Origin of the sequence: Thermomonas fusca (assembly GCF_005862345.1) — a bacterium.
GTDB classification, from domain to species: domain Bacteria; phylum Pseudomonadota; class Gammaproteobacteria; order Xanthomonadales; family Xanthomonadaceae; genus Thermomonas; species Thermomonas fusca.
This window is the reverse complement of record NZ_SROY01000001.1, coordinates 494,742-519,834: the sequence shown is the minus strand read 5'-3', so window position 1 is coordinate 519,834 and position 25,093 is coordinate 494,742. Positions and strand designations below refer to the sequence as shown.

Below are 25,093 nucleotides of genomic sequence, written 5' to 3'. Positions count from 1 at the left end.
GGCGTGGTTCCAGTGTCTACCGTGGCGGTGAACGCGTTATGAAAACGCGCCTGTGCAGGCCGGCGCCGTTCAGGAATCGCTGCCGAAACCGGCCTTGTGCAGTTCATGCCTGGCCTGGTCGAAGCCCTGCGCCGGCACGAAATCGCCATCGCGGCTGCTCAGCTCCACCCAGTGCTCCAGGATCGCCTCCGCGCTGGCCGCTTCGCCCAGATGGATGCCCTGGGTCAGGGCCACGTAGGCCAACTCGAAACCTCCGGCACCGGCGCTGAGGATGGCGCGGTTGGGCGCGTTTTCCGCCACCAGCGCCAGCACCGCCGGACTGACCAGCTCCGGCTTGAACCGGGCCAGCTGGTCCGGCGGCAGGATGCCTTCCATCATCCGGGTGGCGCCGGTGGGCGCCAGGCAGTTGACCCGGATGTCGTGCTTGGCGCCCTCGATGCCGAGCGTCTGCATCATCCCCACCAACCCCATCTTGGCCGCGGCGTAGTTGGCCTGGCCGAAATTGCCGTACAACCCGCTGCACGAAGTGGTCATCACGATGCGGCCGTAGTTGCGTTCGCGCATCGCGTTCCACACCGCCTTGGTGCAATTGGCCGCGCCCATCAGGTGCACTTCCAGCACCAGCCGGAAATCGGCCAACTCCATCTTGGCGAAGCTCTTGTCGCGCAGGATGCCGGCGTTGTTGACCAGGATGTCGATGCTGCCCCAGTCGGCCAGCACCGCATCGGCCATCGCCTGCACCGCCTCGGCATCGACCACCGAACACTTCGCCGCGCGCGCCTGGCCGCCGGCGGCGCGGATTTCCTCCACCACCGCGTCCGCAGCATCGCCGAGATCATTCACCACCACCTTCGCCCCGCGCTGCGCCAGCAGCAGCGCGTGCGCGCGGCCCAGGCCGCCCCCCGCCCCGGTCACGATGGCGGTGCGGCCGTTCAAATCGATCATGCATCCACTCCGTTGGTTCCGTTCACGCCGAGGCCAGTGCGTGCAGCTCTTCCACCGCCGGCAGCAGCTGGTCGATGGCTGCGACCTCACGCATGCGCACGCGCCCCTGCTGGGGCTGAGCACCGGCTTCGTGCATCCAGGTCAGATGATAGGGCACGTGCACGCCCCATCCGCCCAGCTCCAGTACCGGCGCGATGTCCGAACGCAGCGAGTTGCCCACCATCAGGAAGCGGCGCGCAGGCACCTCGAATTCCTCCAGCAGCCGCGCATAGGTGGCCGGATCCTTCTCGCTGACGATCTCGATGCGCCGGAACAGGTCGGCCAGGCCCGACTGCCGGACCTTGGCTTCCTGGTGGAACAGATCGCCCTTGGTGATCAGTACCACCGGATGCCGCGCCGCCACCGCTTCCACCGCCTCGCGCACGCCGTCCAGCAGCTCCACCGGATGCCGCAGCAGCTCCTTGGCCAGCAGCACGATGCGCTTGATGTCGGCGCCCGGGATGCGCCCGCCGGTGATGTCCACCGCGGCCTCCACCATCGACAGCGCCATGCCCTTCACGCCATAGCCGAAGAAGGCGATGTTGCGCGCCTCGTATTCGTACAGGCGCCGGCCGAGGTCGGCCAGGTCGACGTGGCGGGAGATGATCCGCTCGAACTGCACCTGCGCTTCGTCGAAATAATCCTGGCTGCGCCAGAGGGTGTCGTCGGCATCGAAACCGACCAGGGCGATGCCGCCGCGGGATGCATTTTCCATCGCCGCATTCTACGGGCCCGCCCCGGCATGCAGAATGACGAACCTCCCGTTTCCGCAACCACCCCATGACCGACTGGCCCCGCCTGATCCGCGACATCCACGACTTCCCCCGCCCCGGCGTGCTGTTCAAGGACATCATGCCGATGCTGGCCGATGCCGATGCCTTCGCCACGGTCATCGACGCGCTGGCCGCACCGTGGCGCGACGTGCCCATCGACGTGGTGATGGCGATCGAATCACGCGGCTTCCTGTTCGGCGCGCCGCTCGCGCGCGCCCTTGGCACCGGGCTGGTGCCGCTGCGCAAGCCGGGCAAATTGCCCGGCCCGGTGCTGGAGGCCAGCTATGCGCTGGAATACGGGCAGGACACGCTGCAGGTGCAGGCCGGCGCGGTGGCGCCAGGCGCGCGCGTGCTGCTGGTCGACGACGTGCTGGCCACCGGCGGCACGCTGCTGGCGGCGCGCGAACTGGCGCTGCAGCTGCAGGCCGAAATCACCGGCGCCAGCGTGCTGATGGAGATCGCCGCGCTGGGCGCGCGCGCACGCTGGGACGGCACGCCGCTGCGGGCTGCGCTGGTGGTGTGAAGGCCGCGGCTTGACCAGCCAATTTACGATTGGAAGCATTGACCGGCCCGTTCGCCGGCACCCGCAAGCGATGCGTCAACGCTCCGGAGGCCCGATGCTCCGCCCTGCCAAACCCGACAACGAAGCCGCCCGCCTGGAAGCGCTGCGGCGCTACCGGATCCTCGATACCCCGCGCGAAGCGGCATTCGATGACCTGCTCGCGATCGCTGCGGCGATCTGCGACGTGCCGATGGGGGCGATCACCCTGATCGACGCCGAGCGCCAGTGGTTCAAGTCCAAGCTTGGCATGGACGACGCGCCGGAAACCTCCCGCGACACCGCGTTCTGCGCGCACGCGATCCTGGCCCCGCAGTCCCTGACGGTGGTGCCAGATGCGCGGCTGGATGTGCGCTTCCAGGACAATCCGGTAGTGACGACCCCGCCCGGTATTCGCTTCTATGCAAGCGCGCCGCTACTCGATCCGGCCGGCCTGCCGCTGGGCGCCCTCTGCGTGATGGACCATCATCCGCGCGAGCTCGCGCCACGACGGCAGGAGGCGCTGGCGGCGCTGTCGCGACAGGTCTCGCAGTTGCTGGAGCTGCGTCGCTCCAGCGAAGAGCTTGCGCTGCAGCTGCAGGATCGCGCCTGGTACGAGAAAAAGTTGCAAGCGTTCGCCGACGCGCTGGAAGCACACAACGAGGAGTTGGCGCAGCAGCTGCACCTGGATGCGCTGACCGGGCTGGCCAACCGGCGCGCGCTGATCGCCGCGCTCGATGAGCGCCTGGCCGGCGATGCGCCGTTCTGCATGGCATTGGCCGACATCGACCACTTCAAGGCGATCAACGACACCCACGGCCACGGCGTCGGCGACGAGGTGCTGGCGCGGGTGGCGGAAAGCCTGCGCGCGGCCGCCGGCGGTCGCGGCCTGCTCGCACGCCACGGCGGCGAGGAGTTCGCCTGGCTGCTGCCGGGCCTGGACCTCGATGCAGCGCTGCCGCTCTGCGACGCCCTGCGGGCCGCGGTGGCCGGGGCGCCGGCGGCGCTGCCGGTCACCGTCAGCATCGGCGTGGCCCAGCGCCAGCCGGGCGATGACAAGGCCAGCCTGCTGCAACGCGCCGATCTCGCCCTGTACGCGGCCAAGCACGCCGGGCGCAACCGCGTCGCCGCGCGCTGAAACCCGCACTCAGACCGCTTCGGCGGCCGGATACAGCTCGACGCTTTCGCGCTGCAGGCGGTCGAACAGCGCGCGCAGCACGGTGTTGGCATCGCGGCGGAAGCCGTCCGGGTCCGCCACCAGCCGCGACGGTACCCGCCACTGCGCGACGAACGCCGCGAAGGCGCTGGCGATTCCCTGCATCTCGCCGCGGTAGCGCGCGCTCATCGCCGCCACCTGGGCGTCGCCCGAACGCGCCAGCGCGGGGTACAGCACGCGGTCTTCCGCCGCCAGGTGGAATTTGATGTGGCTTGCGGTGCCGGTGATGATCTCGCTGATCCGCACCGCGTTCTCGCGCACGCCTGCGCGCGACAGCTCGCGCAGGGTGTCGATCTGGCGGAAGATCTGCGTGTGGTCGTGGTAGTAGCGCTGGATGTCCATCTGCGTTGCCTCGGCTGAATCAGTACCTTTCCGGTACCGATTATCCGGCGCGGCGAACCCACGCGGACGGCGAATCCCGCCGCGGCTGACCCAGATCAAACCGGCGGCGCCGGCTCAGGCCTTCTTCACGAACTCCGACTTCAGGCCCATCTGGCCGATGCCGTCGATCTTGCAGTCGATGTCGTGGTCGCCATCGACCAGACGGATGTTGCGCACCTTGGTACCCACCTTCACCACCAACGACGAACCCTTCACCTTCAGGTCCTTGATGACGGTGACGGTATCGCCATCGGCCAGCACATTGCCCACCGCATCCTTGATCACCTTGGCCTCGTCGCCGGCATCGGCCTCGCCCGGCACCCACTCATGCCCGCATTCCGGGCACACCAGCTGCGCACCGTCCTGGTAGCTGTATTCGGAGTTGCACTTCGGGCAGGGCGGCAGCGTGGTCATGGGGCGTCGTTCGATAGCGGACAGAGCGCGTGATTTTACGCCGCGCGCAGGCCGCATCGAGCGGATGCGAATGGTTCCGCGCGCCGGTGATGTCTGATGCATCACGCTTGCAATCAAGCCGCGAATCTCGTGCCCACCGAAGCGAAACCAACACGCGGCCAGCCGGGCAGCGGCGGCCTCGCAACAAAGCAAGTATCGGGGAGCGACTTGCGAGGTCGCCGCTGCTTGGCTGGCCTTCGAAGAACGCCCATCGCGTGTCGCGCATCGCGATCGCTGCAAATCACCAGCGCAACAAAACGAAGGGCGGCTTGCGCCGCCCTTCGTGCCACAACCGCGTCCTGCCCGACGCATCCGTGCGTGCGTTCTTGTTGTTCCTGGTGTGCCGTGCAGCGCCGTGGGGGAAGCGTGCCGGCGGACGATCAGGACGCGCCGTTGCCTGTCGCCAAGCAGGGTTACTGCTTGGGCACATCCTTGTTGCCATTGCTGGACAGCCAGGCCTGGTACTCCTCCTGGGTCAGCTCGCCATTGCCGTCGGCATCGGCCTCCGCGAACGCCTTGGCCAGGCTCTGAAGCGTAGCGGCCTCGCCGACGTTGAGGCTGCCGTTGCCATCGGCATCCAGCTCGCTCCAGCCCTTCTTCGCCGGCTCGGCGTCCTGCGCGGACTGCGCCGGTGCCTGGGTAGGCTCCTGCGGCGGCGCCTGCTGCGCCTTGGCGTCCTGGGCGAATGCCGCCGGTGCGGCAAAGGCCGCGACCAGCGCGGTGGACAACAGCAGGGAGATCCTGGACGTGTGCATCATTCGTGTTCCTCGTTCTGCGGGGGATCAAAACGGACGGGTTGCCGCGGCATTCCTGCAGCCGCCACGCCACCTTACGAGCGCCGTCTGAACGCATTCCGGCGCGGAACCTGAATCTCCACGCCGGCTTAACCACGCCATCGCGGAAGCGGTCTAGCCGACACCCCCGGTTTTGCTTCTACGATGGGGGACCTATGCGATCCCGCGATCGCCACCCACCGCGGTAAAGGAATGCACATGAAGGTGATCGACCTGCGCAGCGACACGGTGACCCAACCCGGCGAAGCGATGCGCGATGCGATGTACGCGGCGCCGGTGGGCGACGACGTGTACGGCGAAGATCCGACGGTCAACACCCTGCAGCGGCGGCTGGCCGACGAGCTGGGGTTCGAGGCCGGGCTGTTCGTGCCCAGCGGCACCCAGTCGAACCTGCTGGCGCTGCTGGCGCACTGCGAGCGCGGCGACGAATACATCGTCGGCATGGACGCGCACACCTACAAGTTCGAAGGCGGCGGCGCGGCGGTGCTGGGTTCGATCCAGCCGCAGCCCATCGTGCAGGACGAGGACGGCAGCCTGCCGCTGGCGCAGGTGGCGGCGGCGATCAAGCCGGTGGATCCGCACTTCGCCCGCACCCGCCTGCTGGCGCTGGAAAACACCTGGCACGGCCGCACCCTGCCGCTGGACTACCTGCGCGAAGCCGGCGAGCTGGCGCGCGCGAATGGCCTGGGTTATCACCTCGACGGCGCGCGCCTGTTCAATGCCGCGGTCGCCTGCGATGTACCGGCGCGGGAGATCGCGCGGCATTTCGACAGCGTGTCGGTGTGCCTGTCGAAAGGGCTGGGCGCGCCGGTCGGCTCGGTGCTGGTCGGCTCGCAGGCGCTGATCGACAGGGCGCGGCGCTGGCGCAAGGTCTGCGGCGGCGGCTGGCGCCAGGCCGGCATGCTGGCGGCAGCCTGCCTGCACGCGCTGGACCACAACATCGCGCGGCTGGCCGACGACCATGCCCGCGCGGCGCGGCTGGCCGCAGCGCTGCGCGCCATCGACGGCATCCGCCTGCTCGGCCAGCACACCAACATGGTCTTCATCGACGTGCCGGCCGAACGCCTGCGGGCGCTCGACGCCCACCTGCGCGAGGCCGGCATCCGCATCAGCATCGGCTACCTGCCGACCCTGCGGCTGGTCACCCACCTGGACGTGGACGACGACGACATCGACCGCGCCGTGGCGGCGTTCGCGGGGTTCTTCGGCGCGCACTGAGCGCGATCGGGGCAGCGCCGCATCGACGCCGGTTCCTGACCGGAACGTAACCAATCGCATGCCAACGTGGGCATTCCGTCCCGTTGGAGTCGTGCGATGAAAACGTACAAGGTCGGTTACATGGTCGGCAGCCTGGCCAAGGGCTCGATCAACCGCAAGCTGTCGAAGGCGCTGGTCAAGCTGGCGCCGCCGGAACTGGCGCTGCAGGAGATCGCCATCGGCGAGCTGCCGTTGTACAGCTACGACTACGACGCCGATTACCCCGAGGTGGCGCGCCGCTTCAAGCAGGCGATTGCCGAGGTGGAAGCGGTCTTGTTCGTGACTCCGGAATACAACCGTTCGATCCCCGGCGCGCTGAAGAACGCCATCGACTGGGCCAGCCGCCCGTGGGGCCAGAATTCCTTCAGCCGCAAGCCCTCCGGCGTGGTGGGCACCTCGCCCGGCTCGATCGGCACCGCGGTGGCGCAGCAGCACCTGCGTGGCGTGCTGTGCTTCTGCAACTCGCCGCTGATGAACACCATGGAAGCCTATATCCAGTTCACCCCCGACTTGATCGACGACGACGGCAACATCAGCAACCAGGGCACCGCCGACTTCCTGCGCAAGTACATGCAGGAATACGCGGTCTTCGTGCAGCGCGTGCTCACCGTGCTGCCGCGCGAGGACTGAAACAACCCGGCGTGGAACGGGGGCGGGCGCCCCGGTCACGTGCTGGCCGGGGCGTCTGTTATGCGCCGGGCGATAGCCCACTCGGAACGTCCACACGGAACAAAAAAAACGGAGCGGACCGGGCCATCCCGATCCACTCCGCTGCTTTACCGGCAGCCGTCCGGCGCTTCCCTGCGCCATGCAGCACAGGACAGGCCGCCGCCTGACTCAGTGCTTGTCGGCCTTGCCGCCGCCGTTGGCCGACCACCAAATCTTGTATTCCTCACCGGTCAGCTCGCCGTTGGCGTCGGTGTCGGCCTGCGCGAAGACCTTGGCCAGGCTCTCCAGCGACGCGGCTTCGGCGACGCTGAGGCTGCCGTTGCCGTCGGTGTCCAGCGCGCTCCAATCCTTCTTGGTCTGCTTGCCGTCGGTATTGGCCGCTGGCTCGGCGGGGGTGGCCGGGGTAGCCGGTTCGGCAGGCGTGGCCTTGCCATCCTCGGATTTCGACGCCGGCACCGCCGGGGTAGCAGGCGTGGCCGGCACTGCCGGCGTCGCCTTCTGCTGCGGCTCGGCGCGCATCTCCATGCCGGCCGAAGCCTGCGCCGGCATCTGCGTGGGCACGCGTGCCGACGCGTTGGCGTTGACGTGCGCACCGGCGCCGTGGCTCTGCGCGAACACGGCGGGCGAGGCCAGCGCGAACGCGGCGGCGAGCGGGAACAGCAGATTGGTCTTGTTGTGCTTGGTCATGATGCAGTCCTCTGTTTTGCGGGGGATCAAAACGGATCAATGCCGAAGCGCCTGGCGCGACGGACATGCCAACCCTACACAGGCACGCTGAATCCCTCCGGCGATGCAAGATGAACGTCGACAGCGGCTTAACCCAAACCGGCCGAAAGCGCGCTAAGCGCGCCATCACACTGGTTTGCGGCCGTTGCACGCCTGCTGCATCCATCCGTGGGCACTGCGCGTATCAGGCCCTGCAACGCATCCGCGCCTGCGGCCTGCGGCCTGCATCCCCCACTCCCTGGAGAACCCCGATGAAGTCGACCCTGCCTTTTGCCGTTGCCGGCGCGCTGGCGCTGGCCCTCTGCAGCACCCCCGGCCGTGCCGCCTCGCCCGTCGTCGCCAGCGATGATGCGAAGGCCAGCACGGATATCGTGGCCGCCGCCGTTGCCACCCCCAGCCTGAGCACCCTAGTGGCCGCGGTGAAGGCCGCCGACCTGGTCGGCACGCTGCAGGGCGCCGGTCCGTTCACCGTGTTCGCACCCACCAACGACGCTTTCGGCAAATTGCCCGCCGGTGCGGTGGAGGGCCTGCTGCAGCCGGAGGCCAAGTCCGCACTGGCCGGCGTGCTGACCTACCACGTGGTGGCCGGCAGCGTGGATGCCGCCGCACTGGCGAAGCAGATCCAGGTCAACGGTGGCAGCGCCACCCTCACCACCGTGCAGGGCGGCACCCTCACCGCCAGCGCCGACGGCAAGGGCGGCATCGTGCTGACCGATGCCAAGGGCGGCAGCGCGCGCGTGGTCGTGGCCGACCTGCACCAGCGCAACGGCGTCGTGCACGTGATCGACGGCGTGCTGATGCCGCAGTGATCCGGGCTTCCTTCGGCAATCCCCGGGCGGCTTCGGCCGCCCTTTTTTTCGCTTGTTCCGCAGCACCATCCAGGTGACGACGCCAGTGGCGCTCAAGCGTCGTCCTGCGCATATCCCACGACAGCGGTGGCACCGTTGTCATCCACCTCCAGCACCACCGTGATCGGCCGGCAGCAGACCGCGCAGTCCTCGATGTAGCGCTGGCTGCCGGCGCTGGCATCCAGCGCCAGGGTGATCGGCTCGCCGCAGTAGGGGCATTCGATGTCCTGGAACTCCAGCAGGGCCATCACCTCACTCCACCGTACGTCCCGCCTGAATCAGTCGCTCGACCGGATAACCACGCTGCGCCGCACGCTCGCGGATCGCGTCGAACTGCGCACGCGGCATCACCGGCGTGCGCGACAGGATCCACAGGTACTTGCGCGACGGCCCGCCCACCACCGCCCAGCGGTAGGCGGGATCCAGCTCGACCACCCAGTAGTCGGCCCAGACCATCGGCAGCCAGCCCAGCCACGCGGGCGCGAAGCGCACCTGCAGCTGCCCCGGCTGCCCGGCCACCGGCCGCGCGATGGCCTCCGACACCAACCGCCTGCCGTCGCGCCGCTCGCAGGCATTGCGCACCGCCATCCCGCCGTCCGGCTGCGGCGTATAGGTCGCGGTGATCGCAGCCGTGCAGTTGCGCTGGAAGAACATCGGCAGATGCGCGATCTCGTGCCACTGGCCGGCGTATCGCTGCAGGTCCAGCGCCGGCACCGCCGCATTCGGCAGCGGCGCCTCCTGCGCGCAGGCAAGGCCGGTGGCCAGCAGCAGGGGCAACAACAGGGAACGCGGCATGGCGACATCTCGCGGCAGGGAGAAGGGGATTGTCGGCGGCACGGGGGCAAGTCCGGATGAACACCAGGGCGTGCCCGCAGCCGCGGCTTCGTGCGTGGCCGACGTACGCGGGCTTCGCGCGATCCGGCGCGAACGGATGCACCCGACACGCGATGCGCCAAAGTGCATTGCGATGGAGGGAATCCGGCGCGCATGGTCTACTACGCGGATGACACGCCCAGCCTTGATCGTCGCCCTCTGCCTGCTCGCCGGCGCCTGCACCGCCCCGCGCGAGCGCCCCGCCACTCCTGCCTCCACGCTCACGCTGGCGAGCTGGAACATGGAACACCTGGCCGAACGCAACGACAGCGGCTGCCGCCCGCGCAGCGATGCCGACTACGCCGCCATGCGCGCCTATGCCGAGGCGCTGGATGCCGACGTGATCGCGTTCCAGGAAGTGGAATCGCGCGCCGCCGCCGAACGCGTGTTCGACCCGGCGCGCTACACCATCGAAATCGAACAGCGCGTGGGCAGCGGCCGCAAGGGCGAGTGCGGCGGCCAGCCCGGCCTGACCATCAACCCGCAGCGCACCGGCTTCGCCATCCGCAAGGGCGTGGCGTTCGAGCGCCAGCCGGATGTCACCGACCTGCAGCTGGGCAGTGCCGACCTGCGCTCCGGCGTGGACCTGATCGTGCGGCCGGCCAAGGCCGCGCCGATCCGGCTGCTGTCGGTGCACCTGAAAGCCGGCTGCAACAACGGCGATCAGCGCGAAGCCTGCCCGGTGCTGTTCCAGCAGGTACCGGTGCTGGAACGCTGGATCGACCAGCGCGCCGGCGAATCCCTGCGCTTTGCGGTACTCGGCGACTTCAACCGTCGCCTGGCCCAGCCCGGCGACGCGGTATGGGCCGACTGGGACGACGCCAGCCCCGCCAACGCCGACCTGGCCCGCGCCTCCGGCGACCAGGGCGCGCGCTGCAACCCGCGCTATCGCGACTTCATCGACTACATCGTGCTGGACCGCCGCGCCAGCGGCGACCTGCTGCAGTTCGAAGAAAAGACCTACGCCGGAGCCGCGCTCAGCGACCACTGCGCTATCAGCGCGCAGCTGCAGCGGCGCTGAGGCGCAACCCCAACCGCAGCTGTCTGCAGCGCCCCATGCTCACGCCGGCTGCACGCCGGCTGCATGAACGTGAGCCATTGCCGCACCGGGAGCCCGCGCATGGACAGCAGCGCCAACTGCCTCGAAGACACCAGCCTGGAAGCCGGCCTGGCCGCACTGGATGCGCTGGAGCTGGACATGCCGGCCCTGCAGGCGCGCGCGAACGGCGTGTTCGCCCTCGCCACCGCCTGGACCGAACGCCACGACGCCATCCTGGCCGCCACACCCGCGGCCTCGCTGGGCGTGGTCGAAGCCCGGCTGCGCCGCATGGGCATCCGCTGGGGCATGGCCCCCGGCGTACGCATGACCGGGCAGATTCCGGCGCTGCCGGCGGATGCGACAAACGATCCGTAATGCCGCTTTAGCAGAGCCGGGATCAGTGATCCCGGCCCATCCACTTGGATCAGCCGCCCAGCAGCTCGACCTCGAACTTCAGCGTGGCGTTCGGGGGAATCACGCCGCCGGCGCCGCGCGCGCCGTAGCCCAGACTGGCCGGGATGATCAGCGTGCGCGTGCCGCCTTCCTTCATGCCCTGCACGCCTTCGTCCCAGCCGCTGATGACCATGCCGCCGCCGAGCGGGAAGACGAAGGGCTCGCCGCGGTCCTTGCTGGAATCGAACTTGGCACCCTGCTCGCCGTTCTCGTACAGCCAACCGGTGTAATGCACCACGACGTTGCGGCCGGGCCGGGCCTCGGGGCCGCTGCCAACAACGGTGTCTTCGAACTGCAGGCCGGAGGCGGTGGTGGTAAAGGCCATGATGATTCCTTTCAATGGTTGAGGTTGAAGGGGACAGTCTAGCGGGCGGCACGTGGAGGATAAATGCGTGCGCAGCCCGGCCTGCGAGCTTGCAATCGGGCGTGTGAAAACCAGGAAGAGATGACTCTCCACCCGGTCACCGACGCAAGCGCTGCCTGTTCCGTTTACCGCATCAGCAGGCAATCCAGCGCATCCAGCGCGATGTGGATCAGCAGCCCGACGCCCACCAGCCGGGTGGCGCGCGGCACCACCAGCGCGCCATACACGGCGATGGCCGGCGCGGTGTGCAGCGGGTGGAAGCCGATGCTGCAGCGCCCCGGCGCGTAGATGGGGTCGGCCAGCAGGTGGTCGATGTCGATCAGCCAGCCCAGCAGCAGCAAGCCCCAGGCGCGTAAGAAGCCGATGGACTTCAGCCGGTCCCGATAGAACAGCCATGCCACCAGCGCCGGAACGGCGGCGTGCAGCAGCAGGTGCAGGAGGGCGCGCGTGGTCATGCGGAGGAATGGAGTGAGGCGTGGCGGGCTAGGTTACGGCGCCACGGCAGTGCGCGTGACGCACATGGAAAAGGCGGGACATGCCCGCCTTCGGAAAGTGAACCTGACCCCGTTCTTAGGACATCAGCCGGTCCCGATAGAACAGCCATGCCACCAGCGCCGGGACGGCGGCGTGCAGCAGCAGGTGGAGGATGGCGCGCACGGTCATGCGGAAGGATGGGGCGAGGCGTGGGGCTTAGCTTAGGGCGCAATCGCGCAAAAAGTCTGCCTCAGAAAGGTCGACTCTGACCCGGGTTTTGCAGGAGGGCGCGCAGAGTCATGCGGGGCGATTGGGCGAGGCGTGGCGCTAGGTTACGTCGTGGCGGTAGCGCGCGGGGCGCGCATGGAAAAGGCGGGACAAGCCCGCCTTTCGAAATTGTCCCTGACACCTTTTCGACACCTTTTCGCTCCTGACACCTTTGCTATTTCTGTCCGCATCTATCACCAGTACTCTGGCTTTCGAATCGGCTTCTTAGTAGTAGCTATGCGCGTCGGCAGCTGCGCTGCCTCTAGCTCTTCATCAAGCAGGTACTGACGAGTCCAATCCGAAAAGCGATCCAACGAAGAACTCACGGCGCGATGAGACTTCGCCCCCAGCCTAGGAGGATGGCGGGGCGTAACAACACCGAGACGGATGGTAGGGAAATCCGCTTTGATCGCACTGAGCGCCGGCGCAATATCACTATCGTTGCTACAAACGACCAGTTGTTGATAGCGGCCGCTACATGCATCGCGATACATGGCCAAGGCTATGTTCACATCAGTCTGCTTCTCTTCGATCTTCCATACCCGAACCCGGTCGTGTCGATCGAAAGCTTTCCCCGACTCGAATCGAGGTAGAAGTGTCCCATCCCTATCGAACGAATGGGCCCCGAGAGTGATGGTTAGAGACTCAGAATTAATCTCCTGAAGTGCCCGGTGATAGCTGTTCTGCGCAGCCGTCGACATTTCCCCATGTGTGGCAAACCGCCCGAGAGCAGGTGCACTGAAATAATGAACTCGGTCTAGAGCCGATTCCGGATTCTGCTGATTCAGTAATGCACGGAACAAGGCCACAACATCCAACCATTTGTGGGCGGTGCCGCGAATCCGGCCGTAATACAGGTTGTACCCATCGATGTAGACCGCCGTTGACAGCTTCCCAACCATGGATTTCCTTTTCCGCAAATGAAAAAACCGCCTTGCGGCGGTTTTTTCGCCCCAAGCCACTTGGTCAACTGAATGACGGCGACGAGGGGGGAGTGGTCACTAGATTGAACCACCCTGCTACAAGGCCGTCAACTGGGGGTGGCTCTACCGTTCAGGCCAGCCCCCATCACCCGCACTTGCTATACCCACAATTCAAACAAGTCGCACACCCGTCCATCAGCACCAGCGCCTTGGTGCTGCACTTGTGGCACATGGTCGCGGTGGGCGGGAAGGTGGCGCCTTCGCCGGTGACTTCGATGTCTTCGGGATGGTCGGCGGCGCTGGCGGTCAGGCTGGCCGAACCGGCGTCAGCGTTTTTTTTTGAGCGCTCTTCGAACTGCTTGCGCTTTTCGGCGATCAGCGCGCGCTGGTGGTCGCTCATCTCCGGGTCGTGCAGCATGCCGATGGACTTCAGGTGGTCTTCGACGATGTGGCCGAGTTCGGCGACCAGCGAGGGCATGTACACGCCGCCGGCCTTGAAATAACCGCCGCGCGGGTCGAACACGGCCTTCATCTCGTCGACGATGAAGGTGACGTCGCCGCCCTTGCGGAACACCGCGGACATGATGCGGGTGAGCGCCACGATCCACTGGAAATGCTCCATCGACTTGCAGTTGATGAAGATCTCGAACGGGCGGCGGTGTTCGTGCTCGTTGCCGGCGTTGAGCACGATGTCGTTGATGGTCACGTACATGGCGTGTTCCACCAGCGGCGACTTGATCTTGTAGGTGCTGCCGATCAGGACTTCCGGGCGCTCGATGCGCTCGTGCATCTGGATGACGTTGTCTTCGGGCGCGGCAGCCGGCGCGGGTTCCGCGGCCCTGGCGCTTTCCTTCGCCTTGTCGTCCGGGGTGACGACGGCATAGCCCTTGATTTTCTTATCGATCCTGACGGTCATGGTCCTGACTCTGGTTGTCTGCGTGCGTTGCGTGCGGGATGCGCGCCGCGCCCGGCGTGCCGGGCGGGCGCAGGGACAGGCTTACTTCCGGGCGGTCTTCTTGGCCGCTTTCTTCACTGCTTTTTTCGCCGGTGCCTTTTTGACAGCCGCCTTCTTGGCGGGTGCCTTCTTGGCGGGTGCCTTCTTGGCCACGGCCTTCTTGGCCACCGCCTTCTTGGCTACGGCCTTCTTCGCCGCCGGCTTCCTGGCGACTGCCTTCTTGGTTGCAGCCTTCTTGGTTGCAGCCTTCTTGGCAGGCGCCTTCTTGGCGACGGCTTTCTTGGCGGGCGCCTTCTTGGCCGCGGCTTTCTTCGCCGCCGGCTTCTTGGCTACCGCTTTCTTCGCGGCCTTCTTCGCCGCGACCTTCTTGCCGGCGACCTTCTTCTTCAGGCTCGCCACTTCCTTCTTGGCGTCCTTGCTGGCGGTCTCGAGCTTCTTCTTGGCCCCGGCGACGGTCTTGCTGACCGCCTTCTTCACCTTGGCCACTTCGGTCTTCACTTTCTTCTCCGCGGACTTGGCGGCTTTCTTCGCCTTGGCCACGGTGGCGCTGGCGGTGCTGGCGACCGCGCCGCCGACTTCGACAACCTTCTCTTTCGCAGTTTCAACGGCATCCGACAGCGTCGCCGTCACTCCATCTCCATTGCTCATGTGCCCTCCGGGGCGTGGGTTGGTGGGTACAACAGCGCGATCCTATACCCGGCCGCGCGCGCGTGCAGTGATTGTGGCGAGGATGCAGCGCGCGTCGTTGGCCGATGACTCAGAACTTGCCGTAATACCCTTCCTTGAGCGCATCGAAGAGGTTGGCCGCGGTGTGCATCTCGCCGTCGTATTCGATCTGCTCGTTGCCCTTCACTTCCACCACGCTGCCGTCTTCCAGCTCGAAGCGATAGGTGGTGTTCTCCAGGTCGGCTTCCTTCACCAGCACGCCCTGGAAGGCGGCGGGGTTGAAGCGGAAGGTGGTGCAACCCTTCAGGCCCTGCTGGTAGGCGTAGCGGTAGATGTCCTTGAAGTCCTCGTACGGGTAGTCGGTAGGGACGTTCGCGGTCTTGGAGATGGAGCTGTCCACCCACTTCTGCGCCGCGGCCTGCACGTCCACGTGCTCCTTCGGGCTGATGTCATCGGCAGCGATGAAGTAGTCGGGCAGCTTGGCGGCTGCGTCCTCGGCATAGGGCATCGCCTTCGGGTTGACCAGCTCGCGGTAGGCCAGCAGCTCGAACGAGAACACGTCGACCTTTTCCTTCGACTTCTTGCCTTCGCGGATCACGTTGCGGCTGTAGTGGTGGGCGAACGACGGCTCGATGCCGTTGGAGGCGTTGTTGGCCAGCGACAGCGAGATGGTGCCGGTGGGCGCGATGGAGCTGTGGTGGGTGAAGCGGGCGCCGGTTTCGGCCAGCGCCGCCACCAGCTCCGGCGCCACCTCGGCGACCTTCTGCATGTAGCGCGAATAGCGCGCGTGCAGGGCCTTGCCGGCGATCTTCTGGCCGATCTTCCAGCCGTCCTTCTTCATCTCCGGACGCTTGCGCAGCATCTCGGCGGTGACGTCGAAGGTCTCGTCCATGATCGGCGCCGGGCCCTTTTCCTGGGCCAGCGCCAGGCCGGTTTCCCAGCCGGCCACCGCCATGTCGCGGGCGATGCGCTCGGTGAACTCGCACGAGGCCTTGCTGCCGTACTTCATCTGCAGCATGGTCATGGTGCTGCCCAGGCCCAGGAAACCCATGCCGTGGCGGCGCTTGCGCATGATCTCGTCGCGCTGCTGCTGCAACGGCAGGCCGTTGACCTCCACCACGTTGTCCAGCATGCGGGTGAAAACGCGCACCACTTCCTTGTATTCCTCCCAGTCGAACGTGGCCTGGTCGGTGAAGGGATGCTTGACGAACTTGGTCAGGTTGACCGAACCCAGCAGGCAGGCGCCGTAGGGCGGCAGCGGCTGCTCGCCGCAGGGATTGGTGGCGCGGATGGTCTCGCACCACCAGTTGTTGTTCATCTCGTTGACCTTGTCGATCAGGATGAACCCCGGCTCGGCGTAGTCATACGTCGAGACCATGATCATGTCCCACAGGTGGCGGGCGCGGATGTGGCCGTAGATCTTGCAGGCCACCAGCCCGTCCTCGCGGGCGATGTAGTTGCGGTGGGTCGGCCACTCGCGCCAGACCACCTGCTCCGGATTGTCCAGGTCGATCTCGCCCTTTTCCTTGATGTTCACCGGGAACACCAGCGGCCAGTCGGCATCGTTCTCCACCGCCTGCATGAAGCCGTCGGTGATCAGCAGGGACAGGTTGAACTGGCGCAGCCGGCCGTCCTCGCGCTTGGCGCGGATGAAGTCCTTCACGTCCGGGTGCGACACGTCGAACGTGCCCATCTGCGCGCCGCGGCGGCCGCCGGCGCTGGACACGGTGAAGCACATCTTGTCGTAGATATCCATGAACGACATCGGCCCCGACGTGTACGCGCCGGCGCCGGCCACGAACGCGCCGCGCGGGCGCAGCGTGCTGAACTCGTAGCCGATGCCGCAGCCGGCCTTCAGGGTCAGGCCGGCTTCGTGGACCTTGTCCAGGATGCCGTCCATCGAGTCTTCAATGGTGCCGGAGACGGTGCAGTTGATCGTCGAGGTGGCGGGCTTGTGTTCCTGCGCGCCGGCGTTGGAAGTGATGCGGCCGGCCGGGATGGCGCCACGACGCAGCGCCCAGGTGAAGCGCTCCTGCCAGTACTGCTGCAGCTCGGCGGTGGGCTCGGCTTCGGCCAGCGCCTTGGCGACGCGCCTGTAGGTGCCGTCGATGTCGGCATCCAGCGGCGCCCCCTGCTTGGTCTTCAGGCGGTACTTCTTGTCCCAGATGTCCACCGACGCCGGCTGCATCGGGATGTCCTGATTTGCGTCCGTGGTCACTGCCTCAAGCCTCGCCGTGCTCATGCTGATCGACTCTCCTGTCCATGATGGACCCGCTGCCGCGAATCCGTTGCCCATGCCCGCGCCCGGCATCCGTCGGGGGCGGCAATGCAGGCCGCGCGGTGCGCGCAGCCTGCCGTTTCTTCAATGTGATGGCGTTGCCGCCGGTCCTTGCTTCGTCACGCGCCGCTCCCCTGCCGACGTCGTTCCCCTATCCGGCGGCGCCCCCTGCGCCACTAGCCTTGGGTTTTCCTGCAATCACGAACCACTAGATCTAGTGGCCCAGCCGGCAAGACCATAGCCACGGCCCCGGCCCAAGTCAACGCCAAAATTTGCCGCCAACCGCTTGCATTCGCTGACACCCTCCGGCGGTGCGGGTTCCACGCGATGCGGCGGGTTTCCCGGCGTGGAACTGAATGCGCAAGCGATGCTGCGCTGCAGGAGGCGGGCAACGCATTGATCAGGTTGTCGCTGATGCCGTCGGCGCGGAACTGCGGCTCCTGGTCGTCGCTGGCATTGGCCAGCGGCAGCACCGCGATGCTGCGCGCATCGATCGCCGGCGCGACCGGGCCAGGCGCGGGCGGCGGCGGCAGGCGCGGCCACAGCGCCCAGCCGGCAGCGCCTGCAGCGGCCAGCAACAGCGCGATCCACGCAAGCCAGCCGGGGCGCCGCGAGCGCCGCCAATCGCTGGCGCGACGGCGCGGCAGCGGGGTGGGAATGGGGCGCACCGCCGGCAACGCATCGCCAGCGCGCCGACGCAGATGCTGCCCCGCCGGCACCGGCGCCGGCGACGCGGGTGCGGGCAAGGATGCGGGCACGGACACGGACACGGGCTCGGGCGCGACCACGGCAGCCAGCGGCGGGCCGGCCGCGGCCGGCAGGTCGAAGCGATAGCCGACGCCGTGCACGGTATGCAGGTAGCGCGGCGACTGCGCGTCTTCGCCCAGCGCTTTGCGCAGCATGGTCATCACCCGGTTGAGCACGCCCGGGGTGACGTGGCGGTGGCCCCAGACCACATCGAGGATCTCGTCGCGGGTGAACACATGGCCGGGCGCGCTGCCCAGCAGGGCCAGCACCGCGAACGCCTTGGGCTCCAGCGCCTGCGCCATCCCCGCGCGCAGCAGCCGTCTGCCAGCGAAGTCGATGACGACGTCGTCGAACACCAGGTTGTCGGGCGCGGGCAAGTCCAAGGACGCTCCCGGGGGGACGCTCGCAATCTGTAACGGACTGGTACCCGAAAGCCGGACTGCAATCCGTCGGAACCCGCTCAAGCGCGCCCCAAGCCCGGCCCAAGCATTCCCCAACAAACCCCGCGAAAACATCGGCGCAGCCTGCGGTTTCCCTCAAGACCCCGGCGCGACGCCGCGGGAGGCTGTCGGCGCCGGGCACCGCCCGGTATCCAACCCCATCGAGGAAACCGCAATGAACGTTCGCAACTTCATCGTCCCGTCCGCCGTGCTGGCTGCCACCCTGCTGTCGGGCTCCGCTTTCGCCGCCGGCGGCGAGCCGCAGGACGGCACCACCCTGAAGGCGGTTCGCGCCGTTGCCCAGGCGCCGCAGAAGGTCTTCCGCGGCCACCAGGCCGACCAGCTGCTGGCGCTGGAAACCGGCGTCAGGCCGCGGGATGTGCGGATGATCGAAACCACCGTCGCCCGCAATGCGCGCTACCAGTTCGGTTGGCAGCAGAAAACCGGCAAGCGCTTCGCCGAAGCGCTGGGATCGGATCGTTACAACGCATGGTCCAGGGGCCATTCGATCCAGCTGTACTCGCCCGCGGTGATCGAGGAGGCCAACCGCATGGCCGGCCGCGCGCCGAACAGCAGCACGCTCGAGCGGGTGGCCGTCAATCCGTGAGCCATGCCCCAGGCGGATCGGGCTGCGATGCGCCGCCCGCGTGCAGCCATCGCAGTTCCCGGCCGCCAGCCTTGTTTTGAACATTCTTTTCACGAATCACCGCGGCATCCACGCCCCTGCTTCAGCCGCGATTGCGCGATGCAGGGCGAGAGTCGGCAATACTTGTAACGTTGCCATGCCCTCCCCACGTATCGCCGCATGAAGACTGCCACCAAGACCCTGTTTGCCCTGACCGCCGCCGCCGCATTCGGCGGTTTCGCCGCCACCGGCCTCAACCTGATGCTGGAGCAGCCGGCCAGCGCCGCCCCGACCGCAAGCGCGGCGGTGCCGGCGACCGCCGCGTTGCCGACCGCCGTCAACGGCACGCCGCTGCCGTCGCTGGCGCCGATGCTGAAGAAGGTGCTGCCGGCGGTGGTCAGCGTGAACACCAAACAGCGGGTGCGGGTGAACACGCCGTTCGGCGACGACCCGGTGTTCCGCCGCATCTTCGGCATCCCGGCCGAGCGCATTGCGCAGTCGCTGGGTTCGGGCGTGATCATCGATGCCCAGCGCGGGCTGGTGCTGACCAACAACCACGTGGTCGAGGACGCCGACGAGGTGCAGGTGACACTGGCCGACGGACGCACGCTGAAGGCCGAGTTCGTCGGCAACGACGCCGACACCGACATCGCGCTGATGCGCATCCCGGCGCAGAACCTGACCGCCATTCCCGTGGCGAACAGCGACCAGCTGCAGATCGGCGACTTCGTGGTCGCCATCGGCAATCCCTTCGGCGTCGGCCAGACCGTGACCAGCGGGATTGTCTCGGCGGTGGGCCGCAACAACCTGCCCGGCGCGGGCTACCAGAACTTCATCCAGACCGACGCCAGCATCAATCCCGGCAATTCCGGTGGCGCGCTGGTCAACCTCAACGGCGAGCTGGTCGGCATCAACACCGCCAGCTTCAACCCGCGCGGTTCGATGGCGGGGAACATCGGCCTGGGCTTCGCCATTCCGTCCAACCTGGCCAGCCGGATCAAGGACCAGCTGCTGGCCGGCGGCGTGGTCCGCCGCGGCACTCTGGGCATCGACACCCAGGACGTGGACGCACGCATCGCCAAGGGCCTGGGCCTGGCCGAGGCGCGCGGCGCGGTGGTCACCCGCGTCTATCCCGGCTCGGCCGGCGGCGCGGCGGGCCTGAAGATCGGCGACGTGGTGGTGGCGGCCAACGGCCAGCCGGTGGACAACGCCGAGGCGCTGCGCAATTTCCAGGGCCTGCAGGCGCCGGATGCGAAGATCACGCTGGACCTGCTGCGCGAGGGCAAGCCGCTGAAGATCACCAGCGGGCTGCGCGAAGCGCCGAAGGCGCTGGATGGCAGCCAGCTGGATGCGCGCCTGGCCGGCGCCAGCTTCGCCGAGCTGCCCGAGTCGCTGCGCCGGCAGGGCCTGGCCGGGGTGCTGGTGGAGAAAGTGGAACGCGGCAGCCGCGCACAGCAGAACTACCTGCAGCCCGGCGACGTGGTCCTGACCGCCAGCAGCGGCGACTTCAGCGACCTCACCGGTTTCCGCGCCAGCCTGTCGCGCGGCAGCGACCAGCTGGTGCTGCAGGTGCTCCGCAACGGCCGCGCCTACAACGTGCCGATGCGCTGACGCGGCCGTCACGCATCGGTGCGACACTGCCCTTTCCCACTCCCACTCGAGGATGCGTCAATGAGCGAACACACCGATGCGGTCAAGAGCGGCCTGGGCGAGGCCGGCGCGCACCTGAAGCAGGCGGCCAGTGCTGGCGGCGGTGCGGTCCGCAACGCGGCGGCCGTGGCCGGTGACGAACTGCGGCTGGGCAAGGCGCAGATCAAGGCGGAACTCGCCGATGGCGCGCTGTCCGGGCTTGGCGCCGCCGAGCATCTGGGCGCGGCCGCAGGCGAACAGGCCGGCGCGCTGATGGACAAGGGCCGCGACCTGCTGGACAGCGCCGCCGAGCTGATCCGCGAGCGCCCGCTGGTGGCGTTCGGCGCGGCCTTCGCCGCCGGCTGGATCATTTCCAGGCTTGGCCGCAGCGACAAGTAAGCACCCATGCATGCCAACGAGGACGCCCCGCAGGACACGCCGCGGGGCGCACCGGACGATGCATCGGCGCAGGCCGCGCCCGGCATCGAAGAAACCCTGCGCGGGCTGCGTGACGAAGGCCGGGAGGGACTGAAGGCGGCTGCCGACGCGGCCAAGGCGCTGCGCATCCTGGTGGCCGCCGATGTCTCGCTGGCGCGCAGCGCGTTCGGCCGCACGTTGGCCTTCACCGGCATCGCGATCGCCTTTGGCGCCTCCGCTTGGCTGCTTCTGATGGCCGCGCTGGTGGCGGCGTTGGTGGCCGCCGGACTTTCGTGGCTGGTGGGATTGCTGGTTGCCGCTGCGCTGAGCGTGGTGGCCACCGCCGCCGCGGGTTTCGGGGCAATGCGCTACTTCGAGCACACCCGCCTGAAAGCCACGCGTCGCCAGCTGGCCCGGCTGGGCGTGGGCGAACTGGCCGACTTCATGCCCGATGCGGGTGGCGCGCAGTCCAGCGAGGCTGCCGCGAAAAAGGTGGCGGAGGTTGAAGCGCAGACCGGCACGCCGCCGAAAAAGGGCCTCGGCATCGACGTGACACCGCCCTAAGGGAACCGCGATGGGATTCGACGCGCTACTCACCAAGGTCAAACAGGCGGAAGAGACGCTGGAAGCCCGCGAACGCGAAGCCGTGGGCCGTTGGCGCCACTTGGCCGCCAGCTGGCGCGCGGCGTGGACGCCCGGCCGGATTGTCATCGTGGGGCTTGCCGCCGGCTTCGTGGCTGGCCGCGCCAAACCTGCGCAGCTGGCGAGCAGTGGCAACGGCGTGGTGGCCCTGCTACGCACGCTGGCGCCGCTGCTGGCCGGACTGCAGGCGGGCGTGCAGACCGCGCAAGCGGCGCAGGAGGAGGTGCAAGAGGGCCCACCTGCGCCCGCGCCGGCACCTGCCCCCGCGCCCGTTGTCCCCCCCAGCTATGGGGCGATTCCGTGAGCGCATCGGCCGATGCCGCGACAACGATCGCCGAGGCGCCCGCCGCAGGCGAACCCGCGCCACCTGCGCCGCGCCCGCGCGGGCCGCTTTCGCTGGTGGTACTGGCGGTGCTGGCGGTCGCCTACACCCTGTGGGCCAGCCAGGACCTGATCCTGCCGGTGCTGCTGGCGATGTTCTTCGCGTTGATCGGCAACCCCATCATCCGGCTCTTGCAGCGCCTGTACGTGCCGCGCTTCGTGGCCGCGCTGGCGGTGCTGTGCAGCGGCATCGCGCTGACCGTGCTGCTGGGCCTGCAGCTGGTGCAGCCGGCCAGCGAATGGGTGCGCGAAGCGCCGCGCGAACTGCGCACCCTGACGCCCAAGCTGCAGAAGCTGACCAAGCCGGTGCAGGACGCCAACCGCGCCGCCGAAAACATCGCCCGCGTGGCTGGTGGCGAGAGCACGAGCAAGCCGGTGCAGGTGGTGCGCACGGAGGTCAACGATCCGTACAAGTCGCTCACCGCCACCCCGATGATGATGGCCTCGGTGCTGGCAGTGGTGCTGCTGACGTTCTTCTTCATGGTTTATGGCCAGGACCTGCAGCGGCACGCCATCGCGCTGCTGCCGGACCGGCAGAAGAAGAAGCTGACGGTGGAGATCCTGCACGCGATCGAGATCGAGATCAGCCGCTACGTGCTGACCATCAGCGCGATCAACGCGGTGGTGGGGCTGGCCTTCGCCGGCTGCCTGTGGTTCTTCCTCGAGATGCCAATGGACGAGGCGCTGCTGTGGGGCACGATGGCGATGCTGCTCAACTTCGCACCCTACGTCGGCCCGCTGATCGGCATCGTGGTGATGCTGCTGATGGGCTTCTCCAGCTACGACGAGCCGCTGCGCGCGCTGCTGCCGGCAGCGATCTACCTGGGCTTGCACACGCTGGAAGGACAGATCGTGACCCCGATCATCCTGGGTCGGCGGATGGCACTGTCGCCGCTGGTGCTGATCCTGGCGCTGATGGTGTTCGGCTGGCTGTGGGGAATCATCGGCCTGCTGCTGGCGGTGCCGATGCTGGTCTGCGTGAAGATCATGCTGGCGAAGATGGAAGGCATGGACGGCTGGGCGCGCCTGCTCGAATAGCCGGGCCACAGGCCAGGACGCGCCGCCGGGCGCGCCCTGACTGGCCGGCCTACAATGGCGGCGTGAACCTGCCCATCCGCGCCATCACCCTCGATCTCGACGACACCCTGTGGCCGTTCGCCCCGATCGGGGACCGCATCGAAACCGCCCTGCACGCCTGGTTCTCCGAGCACAGCCCGCGCACCGCCGAGCGTTTCCCGATCGGCGAAATGCGCGCGCTGCGCGAGCGGGTCTTCAGCGAGTTCCCGGAGCATGCGCACGACCTCGGCCTGCTGCGCCGGCTGACCATCGAACGTGCACTGCACGAGAGCGGCGACGACCCGGCGCTGGCCAGCGCGGCGTACGCGATCTTCTTCCACGAGCGCAACCGGGTGGACTTCTATCCCGACGCGCACGACGGCCTGCAGCGCATTGCCGCGCACCTGCCGATCGCCGCGCTGACCAACGGCAACGCCGACCTTGCGGCGATCGGCATTGGCAGCCTTTTCCGCTTCCAGCTGGGCGCGCGCGAATACGGCGCGGCCAAGCCGGATGCCGGCCTGTTCCATGAGGCCTGCCGCCGGCTGGGCGTTGCCCCCGGCGAAGTGCTGCACGTAGGCGACCATCCGCACATGGACGTGGCGGGCGCCGCCAACGCCGGCCTGCGCAGCTGCTGGATCGACCGCGGCGACCACGCCTGGCCGGAGCCGCTGGCGCGCGCCGACCTGCAAATTCCCACCCTGACCGCGCTGGCCGACTGGCTGGACGCGGGCGCCCTGTTCGAGAACGCCGCATGAGCCTGCCCGCCGGCTTCACCGCCACCACCGATGCCCCGCTGCCGCTGCACGCCGTGCGCAAGCCCGAGTTCGCCGACTGGTGCGCGGCGCAGCCCGCGCCGGTGCAGGCCTGGCTGGCGGCACAACGCTTCGACGGCAGCGCCGGCAGCGTGCAGGCCTGGGCGGATGGTGAAGGCCGCGTGGCCGGCGCGGTGCTGGGCATCGAGGACCCGCACGACCCGCTGGCGTGGGCGCACGCGCCGCGCGCGCTGCCGGCGGGCGACTGGCAGCTGGACGGCGAGTCCGATGGCAATGCCCGCCGCGCCCTGCAGCTGGGTTGGGGCCTGGGCCTGTACCGCTTCAGCCGCTACAAGCAGGCGCCGGTCAACGGCAGCCGGCTGGTCGGCGAGTTCGATGCGGAAACCTTCGACCTGCTGGCCGCCTGCGTGCGCGTGCGCGACCTGGTCAACACGCCCACCGAGCACATGGGCCCGGACGAACTGGAAACCACAGCACGCGCGATCGCGCAGGCACACGGCGCCAGCATCGCGACCATTGCCGGCGATGACCTGCTGGTGCAGAACTACCCGGCCATCCACGCGGTGGGCCGCGCGTCGCATCGCGCGCCGCGCATCATCGAACTGCGCTGGGGCGACGCGTCGCATCCGCACGTCGTGATCTGCGGCAAGGGCGTGTGCTTCGACACCGGCGGGCTGGACCTCAAGGCCGCCGCCGGCATGCGCAACATGAAGAAGGACATGGGCGGCGCCGCGCACGCGCTGGCGCTGGCCGAACTGGTGATGGCGCGCCAGCTGCCGCTGCGGATCACCCTGCTGGTGGCCGCGGTGGAAAATGCGGTGGGACCGAATGCGTTCCGCCCGGGCGAAGTGATCGCCACCCGCAAGGGCGTGAGCGTGGAAATCGACAACACCGATGCCGAGGGCCGGCTGGTGCTGTGCGATGCGCTGACCCACGCCTGCGAACTGCAACCCGACCTGCTGCTGGACTTCGCCACCCTGACCGGCGCCGCGCGCATCGCGCTGGGCCCGGACCTGCCGGCGCTGTACAGCAACGACGAGGCGCTGGCCAACGACTGGCTCAACGCCGGCATGCAGGCACGCGACCCGCTGTGGCGGATGCCGCTGTGGCGCCCCTACCTGCGCTACCTCACCAGCGGCATCGCCGACCTCGCCAACAGCAGCAACACCACCATGGCCGGCAGCGTCACCGCGGCGCTGTATCTGGAACGCTTCGTCGACGAGGGCGTGCGCTGGGGACACGTGGACGTGTACGCATGGAATGACGGCGACCGCCCCGGCAAGCCGGCGGGTGGCGAGGCGCAGGGCCTGCGCGCCGCCTACGCGATGCTGAAGGCGCGCGCCGCGGGCTGAGCGTTCGGCGCCATCGCATCGCCGGCCGCGAAGCGTCGGCGGATCGCCGCTGCCGTGCCGTCGGCGTGCGGCATGCATCCGTTCCGGCGTTCGCTGC

At 68.1% G+C, this 25,093-nt stretch carries 30 protein-coding genes; 15 read left to right on the top strand and 15 right to left on the bottom strand.

Annotated features, from left to right (window positions below):
- Positions 1 to 69: 69 nt before the first annotated feature.
- Both E5S66_RS02360 and E5S66_RS02355 read right to left on the bottom strand, forming a co-directional pair.
- Positions 70 to 945: an SDR family NAD(P)-dependent oxidoreductase gene (locus E5S66_RS02360; protein WP_138347162.1), complete on the bottom strand. Its 876-nt coding sequence runs from the start codon at positions 943 to 945 to the stop codon at positions 70 to 72.
- Between the two features lie 22 nt (positions 946 to 967).
- A complete protein-coding gene (locus E5S66_RS02355; RefSeq protein WP_138347160.1) occupies positions 968 to 1,699 on the bottom strand; it encodes an HAD family hydrolase in 732 nt (243 codons plus the stop codon).
- Positions 1,700 to 1,764: 65 nt separating this feature from the next.
- Here E5S66_RS02355 and E5S66_RS02350 point away from each other — a divergent pair, with 65 nt between their 5' ends.
- Both E5S66_RS02350 and E5S66_RS02345 read left to right on the top strand, forming a co-directional pair.
- A complete protein-coding gene (locus E5S66_RS02350; RefSeq protein ID WP_138347159.1) occupies positions 1,765 to 2,280 on the top strand; it encodes an adenine phosphoribosyltransferase in 516 nt (171 codons plus the stop codon).
- Between the two features lie 94 nt (positions 2,281 to 2,374).
- Positions 2,375 to 3,433, top strand: a complete 1,059-nt coding sequence (locus E5S66_RS02345; RefSeq protein WP_138347157.1) for a GGDEF domain-containing protein — start codon at positions 2,375 to 2,377, stop codon at positions 3,431 to 3,433.
- A 9-nt stretch (positions 3,434 to 3,442) separates the two neighbouring features.
- On the opposite strand, the gene E5S66_RS02340 is transcribed toward E5S66_RS02345, so the two are convergent.
- The 3 genes from E5S66_RS02340 to E5S66_RS02330 form a co-directional block, all read right to left on the bottom strand.
- Positions 3,443 to 3,853, bottom strand: coding sequence for a hemerythrin domain-containing protein (locus tag E5S66_RS02340; protein ID WP_138347155.1), 411 nt, complete (start codon positions 3,851 to 3,853; stop codon positions 3,443 to 3,445).
- A 114-nt stretch (positions 3,854 to 3,967) separates the two neighbouring features.
- Positions 3,968 to 4,306, bottom strand: coding sequence for a zinc ribbon domain-containing protein YjdM (locus E5S66_RS02335; RefSeq protein ID WP_028839082.1), 339 nt, complete (start codon positions 4,304 to 4,306; stop codon positions 3,968 to 3,970).
- 452 nt (positions 4,307 to 4,758) lie between these two features.
- Positions 4,759 to 5,100, bottom strand: a complete 342-nt coding sequence (locus E5S66_RS02330; protein WP_138347153.1) for an EF-hand domain-containing protein — start codon at positions 5,098 to 5,100, stop codon at positions 4,759 to 4,761.
- 237 nt (positions 5,101 to 5,337) lie between these two features.
- Here E5S66_RS02330 and ltaE point away from each other — a divergent pair, with 237 nt between their 5' ends.
- Together ltaE and E5S66_RS02320 are read left to right on the top strand one after the other, a co-directional pair.
- Complete coding sequence (ltaE, locus tag E5S66_RS02325) at positions 5,338 to 6,357, top strand: low-specificity L-threonine aldolase (protein ID WP_138347151.1); 1,020 nt, start codon at positions 5,338 to 5,340, stop codon at positions 6,355 to 6,357.
- A gap of 96 nt (positions 6,358 to 6,453) precedes the next feature.
- On the top strand, positions 6,454 to 7,026 hold the full coding sequence (locus E5S66_RS02320) for an NADPH-dependent FMN reductase (protein WP_138347150.1): 573 nt from the start codon (positions 6,454 to 6,456) through the stop codon (positions 7,024 to 7,026).
- A 207-nt stretch (positions 7,027 to 7,233) separates the two neighbouring features.
- Here the strand turns inward: E5S66_RS02320 and E5S66_RS13615 are convergent, their stop codons facing one another.
- The gene (locus E5S66_RS13615) at positions 7,234 to 7,752 is read right to left on the bottom strand and encodes an EF-hand domain-containing protein (RefSeq protein WP_212745308.1); all 519 of its coding nucleotides are present in this window, start codon (positions 7,750 to 7,752) and stop codon (positions 7,234 to 7,236) included.
- A gap of 290 nt (positions 7,753 to 8,042) precedes the next feature.
- On the opposite strand from E5S66_RS13615, the gene E5S66_RS02310 reads away from it, so the two are divergent.
- Positions 8,043 to 8,600, top strand: a complete 558-nt coding sequence (locus tag E5S66_RS02310) for a fasciclin domain-containing protein (protein ID WP_138347149.1) — start codon at positions 8,043 to 8,045, stop codon at positions 8,598 to 8,600.
- Between the two features lie 92 nt (positions 8,601 to 8,692).
- Here the strand turns inward: E5S66_RS02310 and E5S66_RS02305 are convergent, their stop codons facing one another.
- Both E5S66_RS02305 and E5S66_RS02300 read right to left on the bottom strand, forming a co-directional pair.
- Positions 8,693 to 8,887: a CPXCG motif-containing cysteine-rich protein gene (locus E5S66_RS02305; protein WP_138347148.1), complete on the bottom strand. Its 195-nt coding sequence runs from the start codon at positions 8,885 to 8,887 to the stop codon at positions 8,693 to 8,695.
- Between the two features lie 4 nt (positions 8,888 to 8,891).
- Positions 8,892 to 9,434: a lipocalin family protein gene (locus E5S66_RS02300; RefSeq protein WP_138347147.1), complete on the bottom strand. Its 543-nt coding sequence runs from the start codon at positions 9,432 to 9,434 to the stop codon at positions 8,892 to 8,894.
- A 208-nt stretch (positions 9,435 to 9,642) separates the two neighbouring features.
- Between E5S66_RS02300 and E5S66_RS02295 the strand changes: the two genes are divergently transcribed.
- Both E5S66_RS02295 and E5S66_RS02290 read left to right on the top strand, forming a co-directional pair.
- On the top strand, positions 9,643 to 10,533 hold the full coding sequence (locus E5S66_RS02295) for an endonuclease/exonuclease/phosphatase family protein (protein WP_138347145.1): 891 nt from the start codon (positions 9,643 to 9,645) through the stop codon (positions 10,531 to 10,533).
- Positions 10,534 to 10,632: 99 nt separating this feature from the next.
- Positions 10,633 to 10,926 (top strand): hypothetical protein, encoded by a 294-nt coding sequence (locus E5S66_RS02290; RefSeq protein ID WP_138347143.1) that lies wholly within the window; start codon positions 10,633 to 10,635, stop codon positions 10,924 to 10,926.
- 49 nt (positions 10,927 to 10,975) lie between these two features.
- Here E5S66_RS02290 and E5S66_RS02285 read toward each other — a convergent pair whose 3' ends face one another.
- The 7 genes from E5S66_RS02285 to E5S66_RS02255 all read right to left on the bottom strand — a co-directional run bounded on the left by E5S66_RS02285 (position 10,976) and on the right by E5S66_RS02255 (position 18,061).
- Positions 10,976 to 11,329: an FKBP-type peptidyl-prolyl cis-trans isomerase gene (locus E5S66_RS02285; RefSeq protein WP_138347141.1), complete on the bottom strand. Its 354-nt coding sequence runs from the start codon at positions 11,327 to 11,329 to the stop codon at positions 10,976 to 10,978.
- A gap of 164 nt (positions 11,330 to 11,493) precedes the next feature.
- Entirely contained in the window at positions 11,494 to 11,823 is a 330-nt protein-coding gene (locus tag E5S66_RS02280; protein ID WP_138347139.1) for a DUF6122 family protein, read from the bottom strand.
- 480 nt (positions 11,824 to 12,303) lie between these two features.
- On the bottom strand, positions 12,304 to 13,011 hold the full coding sequence (locus E5S66_RS02275) for an NYN domain-containing protein (RefSeq protein WP_138347137.1): 708 nt from the start codon (positions 13,009 to 13,011) through the stop codon (positions 12,304 to 12,306).
- A 166-nt stretch (positions 13,012 to 13,177) separates the two neighbouring features.
- Positions 13,178 to 13,948, bottom strand: a complete 771-nt coding sequence (locus E5S66_RS02270; RefSeq protein WP_138347135.1) for a TSCPD domain-containing protein — start codon at positions 13,946 to 13,948, stop codon at positions 13,178 to 13,180.
- 81 nt (positions 13,949 to 14,029) lie between these two features.
- Positions 14,030 to 14,635: a hypothetical protein gene (locus tag E5S66_RS02265; RefSeq protein ID WP_138347133.1), complete on the bottom strand. Its 606-nt coding sequence runs from the start codon at positions 14,633 to 14,635 to the stop codon at positions 14,030 to 14,032.
- Between the two features lie 109 nt (positions 14,636 to 14,744).
- Entirely contained in the window at positions 14,745 to 16,895 is a 2,151-nt protein-coding gene (locus tag E5S66_RS02260; RefSeq protein ID WP_138347132.1) for an adenosylcobalamin-dependent ribonucleoside-diphosphate reductase, read from the bottom strand.
- A gap of 212 nt (positions 16,896 to 17,107) precedes the next feature.
- On the bottom strand, positions 17,108 to 18,061 hold the full coding sequence (locus tag E5S66_RS02255; RefSeq protein ID WP_171033445.1) for a winged helix-turn-helix domain-containing protein: 954 nt from the start codon (positions 18,059 to 18,061) through the stop codon (positions 17,108 to 17,110).
- A 232-nt stretch (positions 18,062 to 18,293) separates the two neighbouring features.
- On the opposite strand from E5S66_RS02255, the gene E5S66_RS02250 reads away from it, so the two are divergent.
- From E5S66_RS02250 to E5S66_RS02215, 8 genes are all read left to right on the top strand, one after another.
- A complete protein-coding gene (locus E5S66_RS02250; RefSeq protein ID WP_138347129.1) occupies positions 18,294 to 18,725 on the top strand; it encodes a hypothetical protein in 432 nt (143 codons plus the stop codon).
- A 198-nt stretch (positions 18,726 to 18,923) separates the two neighbouring features.
- Entirely contained in the window at positions 18,924 to 20,354 is a 1,431-nt protein-coding gene (locus E5S66_RS02245) for a Do family serine endopeptidase (RefSeq protein WP_138347127.1), read from the top strand.
- Positions 20,355 to 20,414: 60 nt separating this feature from the next.
- Entirely contained in the window at positions 20,415 to 20,771 is a 357-nt protein-coding gene (locus E5S66_RS02240; protein ID WP_138347126.1) for a hypothetical protein, read from the top strand.
- A gap of 6 nt (positions 20,772 to 20,777) precedes the next feature.
- Positions 20,778 to 21,353 (top strand): phage holin family protein, encoded by a 576-nt coding sequence (locus tag E5S66_RS02235; RefSeq protein WP_212745307.1) that lies wholly within the window; start codon positions 20,778 to 20,780, stop codon positions 21,351 to 21,353.
- A 10-nt stretch (positions 21,354 to 21,363) separates the two neighbouring features.
- Positions 21,364 to 21,735: a hypothetical protein gene (locus E5S66_RS02230; RefSeq protein WP_138347124.1), complete on the top strand. Its 372-nt coding sequence runs from the start codon at positions 21,364 to 21,366 to the stop codon at positions 21,733 to 21,735.
- Positions 21,732 to 22,850: an AI-2E family transporter gene (locus tag E5S66_RS02225; RefSeq protein ID WP_425472152.1), complete on the top strand. Its 1,119-nt coding sequence runs from the start codon at positions 21,732 to 21,734 to the stop codon at positions 22,848 to 22,850. The genes E5S66_RS02230 and E5S66_RS02225 overlap by 4 nt, the downstream gene beginning before the upstream one ends.
- Before the next feature lie 62 nt (positions 22,851 to 22,912).
- Positions 22,913 to 23,626: an HAD family hydrolase gene (locus tag E5S66_RS02220; protein ID WP_138347122.1), complete on the top strand. Its 714-nt coding sequence runs from the start codon at positions 22,913 to 22,915 to the stop codon at positions 23,624 to 23,626.
- Positions 23,623 to 24,996 carry a leucyl aminopeptidase family protein gene (locus tag E5S66_RS02215; protein ID WP_138347120.1) on the top strand — a complete coding sequence of 458 codons (1,374 nt, stop codon included), beginning with the start codon at positions 23,623 to 23,625 and terminating at the stop codon, positions 24,994 to 24,996. The genes E5S66_RS02220 and E5S66_RS02215 overlap by 4 nt, the downstream gene beginning before the upstream one ends.
- Positions 24,997 to 25,093 lie beyond the last annotated feature (97 nt).